Consider the following 6,560-nt stretch of genomic DNA (forward strand, 5'->3'; position numbering starts at 1 on the left):
ATGAATAACGATTCACGGCCCAGTGCCGCCCGAGGAGGACGCACGTGACGACGACAGCTCCGCAGCCCCTGCGGATCGGCATGGTGGGACATGCCTTCATGGGAGCGGCGCACTCGCACGCGTGGCGCACCGCCGGGCGCTTCTTCGAACTGCCGCTGCGGGTCGAACTGGCCGCGGTCTGCGGCCGGTCGGCGGAGCGCGTGCAGCAGGCCGCGGAGCGGTACGGCTGGCAGTCCGCCGAGACCGACTGGCGGGAGCTGGTCGCCCGCCCCGACATCGACGTGGTGGACATCTGCACGCCAGGTGACAGCCATGCCGAGATCGCGCTTGCGGCGCTCGCCGCGGGCAAGCACGTGCTGTGCGAGAAGCCGCTGGCCAACTCGGTGCGCGAGGCTGAGGAGATGGCAGCTGCCGCGCAGAAGGCCGCGGCGGACGGCGTCCGTTCCATGGTGGCCTTCAACTACCGCAGGGTGCCCGCGCTCGCGCTGGCCAGACAGCTGGTCGAGCAGGGCAGGCTGGGCAGGATCCACCAGGTGCGGGCGCAGTACCTGCAGGACTGGCTGGTGGACCCGGAGTTCCCGCTGGCGTGGCGGCTGCGCAAGGACCGGGCGGGCTCCGGCGCGCTCGGCGACCTGGGCGCGCACAGCATCGACGTGGCGCAGTACCTGACCGGTCAGCGGATCTCCTCGGTGGGCGCGGTGCTGGAGACGTTCGTGACCGAGCGCCCGCTGCCGGCCAGCTCCAGCGGCCTGTCGGGGACGGCGAGCAGCGAGCGCGGTGCGGTGACGGTCGACGACGCGGCGCTGTTCACAGCCCGGTTCGACGGCGGCGCGATCGGGGTGTTCGAGGCGACGCGGTTCGCCACCGGGCACAAGAACGCGATGCGGATCGAGATCAGCGGGTCGGCGGGCTCGCTGGCCTTCGACGCCGAGTCGATGAACGAACTGGCCTTCCACGACCGCTCCGAGGACTCCTCGACGGCCGGGTTCCGGCGCATCCTGGTGACCGAGCCGACCCACCCGTACCTCGACGCCTGGTGGCCGCCGGGCCACCTGATCGGCTACGAGCACACCTTCACCCACCAGGTGCGCGACTTCGTCACGGCCGTCGCGGAGGGTACGGACCCGCGGCCGTCGTTCGGCGACGGGCTCCAGGTGCAGAAGGTGCTCGCGGCCGTCGAGTCCAGCGCGGCGGCGCTCGGCGTCCACATCCCAGTGCAGGGCGCACCGGCGAAGTCCTGACCGCACCGGCGAAATCCTGACCGCACGCACGTCCCGGAACGCCCCGACACAGCCCATCCGCTGCCACAGGAGGCCGCACATGGCACGACCCGTCACGCTCTTCACCGGCCAGTTCGCCGATCTGCCCTTCACCGAGGTGTGCCGGCTGGCCTCGCAGTGGGGCTACGACGGCCTGGAGATCGCCTGCTGGGGCGACCACTTCGACGTCGAGGCGGCGCTCAGCGACGACGGCTACCTGCCGCGGCTGCGCGACACCCTGGACAAGCACGGGCTGAAGTGCTGGACGATCTCCTGCCACCTGACCGGGCAGGCGGTCTGCGACCATCCGATCGACGAGCGCCACAAGGGCATCCTGCCGCCCAGGATCTGGGGCGACGGGGAGCCGGAGGGCGTGCGGCAGCGGGCGGCCGAGGAGATCAAGAACACCGCGCGGGCCGCGGCGGCCTTCGGCGTGGACACCGTGGTGGGCTTCACCGGGTCGTCGATCTGGCACACCGTGGCGATGTTCCCGCCGGTGCCGCCGGAGATGATCGACCGCGGCTACCAGGACTTCGCCGACCGCTGGAACCCGATCCTGGACGTCTTCGACGAGGTGGGTGTGCGCTTCGCGCACGAGGTGCACCCCAGCGAGATCGCGTACGACTACTGGACGACCGTGCGCACCCTTGAGGCGATCGGCCACCGCCCGGCCTTCGGGCTGAACTTCGACCCGAGCCACTTCGTGTGGCAGGACCTGGACCCGGTCGGCTTCCTGTGGGACTTCAAGGACCGCATCTACCACGTCGACTGCAAGGAGTCCGTCAAGCAGCTGAACGGGCGAAACGGGCGGCTGGGTTCGCACCTGCCGTGGGGCGACCCGCGGCGCGGCTGGGACTTCGTCTCGACCGGGCACGGCGAGGTGCCGTGGGAGCCGGTCTTCCGGATGCTCAACAGCATCGGCTACGCGGGGCCGATCTCGGTGGAGTGGGAGGACGCCGGGATGGACCGCACGCTGGGCGCCCCCCAGGCGCTGGCGCACGTGCGGGCGCTGGCCGCGATCGAGCCGCCCGCCGCGTCCTTCGACTCGGCCTTCAGCTCCTCCTGAGCGCGTACGGGGGCCGGACACACGGCCGCCCCGCCCGGGGTCACCGGGCGGGGCGGCCGTCTTTGTGCGCCGGCTGCGGTCTCAGCCGCCGATGGTGACGGAGAACAGGTGCATGCCCACCTGGTGGTCCACCTGGCCCTTGCTGACGTTCGGCAGGGTGATCGCCTGCACGGTCTTGCCCGGCAGCAGGTCGACGGTCGCCGCGGACATGTGCACGGTCTGCGTCTGCTGCCCGCCGCCGTTGTTCAGGTACGGCGTGGAGGCGGCGAAGTCGCTGCCCTGGGTGGGTGAGCCGGCCCACCAGTCGGACAGCGCGAGGGCGTACGTCTGCGTGGTGCCGTCGGTGTAGACGACGGTGCCGGTGCCCGAGGTGCTGCCGAAGGTGCTGGTGCCGACGAAGCCGAGCCTGCTGCCGCTCCCGGTGATCTGGACGGCCTGGCCGCCGGCCACGACGTTGTCGGGCTTCCCGGTGCCCGCGGTGGCGGGCCAGGGGAAGGGGATCCCGTCGTGCTCGGTGCTCTGGCCCGGCTTCCAGCCGAGCGCGGACAGCGCCTGCAGGGAGAAGCTGGCGCCCTCGGCGTCGATGCTGCCGGTCTTGGTGTTCGCGTCGTCGCTGATGCCGGAGTTGTCGAACGCGGCGCTCACCGAGGCGTACGGCACGGTCACCGGCGCCTGCGTGGTGTAGTCGCCCGCCGGGGTGGAGACGGTCGCGTCCAGGGTGAAGGCGGCGGGTTCCGCGCCGTCGGGGACGGTCACGGACCAGGTGGTGGTGACCGACTGGCCGGGGGCGACCTCGCCGAAGACGTCAGGGGTGTCCGCGGTGGCGGTCCAGCCGTCCGGGGCGGCGAGCGCGACGGCGATGTCCCGCACCGGCTGCGGGCTGCCGTTGGTGTAGGTGGTGGTCGCCTCCAGGGTGCTGCCCGCGGCGGCGACGGGCAGTGCCTTGAGGGTGAGCGTGTTGCGGACCACGATCGGCGCGGAGCCGGTGACGCCGCCGACGGTGGCCGACAGGGTCGCGACGCCGTCCGCGACCGCGTGGACGGTGCCGTCCTCGTCGACCGAGGCGACCGCCGGGTTGCTGCTGGCGTAGGTGACCTCGGCCGTGGCCAGGTCCACGAAGGACTGGTCGTTGTTGACCGCCTCGACGACGCCGTCCGCGTGGATGGAGGTGTCGCGCTGCTCCTTGGAGTGGTCGGTGTCGTCCTTGATCCAGCGGTTCCTGCCGGCCAGGCTGAAGGTGTCGCCGGCGTCGAAGACGACGTTCTCCGGCTGGACGGTGACGGTCTGCACCGTCGGGGTGAGGGCGCCGGTGACCTTCACCGTGGTGCTGCCCGCGGGGTGCGCGGAGTCCGGGCCGACGGAGAAGCGGTAGCCGCCGGCGGGCACGGTCTGCCGGGAGTGCGCGGCGTCCCACACCGACAGGTCGGCGGCCTTCACGGTGAAGGTCAGGTGCTGGGACCTGCCGGGGTCGAGCACCTTGGTCTTGGCGAAGCCCGCGAGCCGCTGCCGGGGCATGTCGACACCGGCCACGGCGAAGGGGGTGGCCGCGTAGAGCTGGGCGACGGCGGCACCGGCGGTCCTGCCGGTGTTGCTGACGTCGACGCCGATCTTCACGGTGCCGTCCGCCGTGGTCTTCGACGTGCTCGCCGTGACGTTCCGGTACGAGAACGTGGTGTAGCTCAGGCCGTAGCCGAAGGGGTAGGTCGGGGCGCCGGTGAAGTACTGGTAGGTGCGGCCGAGTCCGCCGGTCTCGGCGGGGGTCAGGCCGTAGTCCTGCTTGTCGGGCAGCTGCGAGTCGTCTTTGTACCAGGTGAAGTTGAGGTGTGCGGACGGGTTCTGCCTTCCGAACAGCACGTCGGCCAGCGCGGTTCCCTGGTCCTGGCCGTTGTAGCCGCTGAAGAGGATCGAGGAGACCTTGCCCTGCACGTCGTCCAGCTTGACCGGCCCGTCGGACTGGATCACCAGCGCGGTCTTGTCGTTGCCGAGGGCGGCGGTCTGGTCGATGAGCGAGCCGTAGTTGCCGGGCATGGCCAGGTTGTCGCGGTCGTTGCCCTCGTCGCCGTCGGCCTTGGTGGTGCCGACGAAGACGACGACGAGGTCGGCGGCCTTGATCGCGGCCTTCGTCGTGTCGCTGAGCGCCGCCGGGGTGGTCGCGGTGGAGGACGTGCCGGCCGCGTCGTAGACGACGGAGGCGTACGGGTCGACCGCGTGCACGGCGTTCTGCACGCCCCGCAGCGGGGTCGTGGTGTGGGTCGGCTCGCCGGAGTACAGGCCGAGCGACGTGGTGGCGGCGAGGTCGCCGAGGACGACGACCTTCTTGGCCGCCTTCACGTCGGCCGGCAGCAGCGGCGCCTTGGCCCCGGCCGGCTTGCCGTTCTGCAGCAGCACCAGCGAGTTGTCGGCGACCTTGGTGGCCAGCGCCTGGTGCGCGGGGCTCTCGACCTGGTCGGCGGTGAGCGCGGTGTACGGCGCGGAGCCGGCCGGGTCGAACTCGCCGGTGGCCATCCGCACGGTGAAGACCTTGACCAGCGCGGTGTCGATGACGCCCTCGCTCAGGGCGCCGGCCTCGACGGCCTCCTGGATGTTGGCGGTGGTGGCCTCGTCGCCGGTGCAGTTGAGGTCGGTGCCGGCCCGCAGCGCGTACGCCTGGCCGCCCGCCTGGCCCGACATCGTCCTGCCGGTGGCGGTCTCGGTCCAGGTCGGGTTGTCCTTGTGGTCGGTGGTCCAGCCAGGCGGCGCCCAGTCGTGTCCGCCGGGGAAGAGCCGCCAGTTGGTGCCCACCGCGCCGCAGTCGGAGGTGATGTAGCCGTCGAAGCCGTAGGTGCGCTGGGCGAGTTCGTTGGTGGTGTACGTGTCCGACACCGACGGGGTGCCGTTGATCGCGTTGTACGACGTCATCAGGCCCGCGACGTGCGCCTGCTCGATGAGGTCGCGGAACTGGGCGGTGTAGTAGTCGCGCAGGTCGGTGTCGTCGACGTCGGAGCTGATGCCGGTGCGGTTGTCCTCGACGTTGTTCAGCGCGTAGTGCTTGGCGGTCGCGGCGACCTTGAGGTACCCGGTCTGCGGGCTGCCGTCCTGGTTGTTGCCCTGGTAGCCGTCGATGAACTGCCCGGCCATCTGCCCCACGAAGTACGGGTCCTCGCCGAACGCCTCGTCGGTGCGCCCCCAGCGCGGGTCGCGGTCGAGGTTGACGGTGGGCGCCCAGTAGGTCAGCGAGCCGTAGTCGTCGGCGGACGGGCCGAGGTTGTTCTGCCCCTTGTCGAAAAGCGACTTGTCGAGAAAACCGCGCACCTCGTCGGAGATCGCGGTGGTCTCCTGGTACATCAGGTCGCGGTCCCAGGACATCGACGAGGCGAAGTTGACGGGGAAGCTGGTGGCGTGGACACCGCCCTGGACACCGCCGTTGTGCTGGTCGGCGCCGAGCTGGTTGACGCCGTGCTGGCCCTCGCTCCAGTAGGTGTACTGCTGGACGCCGAGCCGCGGGATGGCCGGGCCGCTGTTCGTGCTGAGCTGCTGGACCTTCTCCTGCAGGGTCATCCGGGACACCAGGTCCGCGGCACGCTCCTGGAAGGAGTGGTGGGTGTCCAGGTAGATCGGGCTCGCCGCGGCCGTCGCGCGCGGGGTGTCGGCCGCGGCCGTAGCCCCATGACCCGCGGTCATCGCGGCCGCGCACGCCATCGCGCACGCTGCCGCCAGGCCCGCGCGCCGGCGCCTTCGCTGGTCCATCCTGCCTCCGTCGTCGTCGAACAGGGATCAGGGACCGGATCCATCGACCGACTTCCGCGCAAGTTCCGAAGAAAAGTCCGAAGAAAGTTCCGGGATTGCGGTAACAACTGGGCAGTGTGTGGCCAGGTTTGACACAAGGTCAAGGGCGGCGGCCGAATTCACAGGACGGTTCGGCCCGATGGCGGCGGAACTCAGGCGCGTTCCCTGCCGCGCAGCCGCGGAGTGAACGTGGCGTGGAAGATGGTCGAGGCGGCACCGACCGCCGCGGCCTCCGCGCTGAGCACCGAGCGCTCCACCTCGACCCGGCGCAGCCGGCGGGCGAGCGGGAAGTCGTTCACCACCCGGCCGATCTCCTCCAGGTAGAAGGGCGCCGCGTCGTCGGTGAAGAACGGGCCGCCCAGCACGATCAGGTCGATGTCCAGCAGGTCGACCAGGCCCAGCGCGCCCCGCCCGATCGCCCCGGCGACCTCGCGCAGCGCACCGGCCGCCGCGGGGTCGCCGCCTGCCGC

The 6,560-nt window shown here is 71.2% G+C and carries 4 protein-coding genes; 2 read left to right on the top strand and 2 right to left on the bottom strand.

All coding sequences use genetic code 11. From position 1 onward, the window contains the following. The first annotated feature begins 80 nt into the window (after window positions 1-80). On the top strand, window positions 81-1,241 hold the full coding sequence (locus tag NFU81_RS31765; RefSeq protein ID WP_251497788.1) for a Gfo/Idh/MocA family protein: 1,161 nt from the start codon (window positions 81-83) through the stop codon (window positions 1,239-1,241). Window positions 1,242-1,320: 79 nt separating this feature from the next. Beyond that, the gene (locus tag NFU81_RS31770; protein ID WP_251497770.1) at window positions 1,321-2,325 is read left to right on the top strand and encodes a sugar phosphate isomerase/epimerase family protein; all 1,005 of its coding nucleotides are present in this window, start codon (window positions 1,321-1,323) and stop codon (window positions 2,323-2,325) included. An 81-nt stretch (window positions 2,326-2,406) separates the two neighbouring features. On the opposite strand, the gene NFU81_RS31775 is transcribed toward NFU81_RS31770, so the two are convergent. Then, the gene (locus NFU81_RS31775; protein WP_274037727.1) at window positions 2,407-6,051 is read right to left on the bottom strand and encodes a glycoside hydrolase family 3 C-terminal domain-containing protein; all 3,645 of its coding nucleotides are present in this window, start codon (window positions 6,049-6,051) and stop codon (window positions 2,407-2,409) included. Between the two features lie 191 nt (window positions 6,052-6,242). Beyond that, window positions 6,243-6,560, bottom strand: a 318-nt coding sequence (locus NFU81_RS31780; protein WP_422665340.1) for an ROK family protein, incomplete at its 5' end; no start/stop codon positions are given.

This window comes from Actinacidiphila cocklensis, assembly GCF_907177275.1.
Classification (GTDB): domain Bacteria; phylum Actinomycetota; class Actinomycetes; order Streptomycetales; family Streptomycetaceae; genus Actinacidiphila; species Actinacidiphila cocklensis.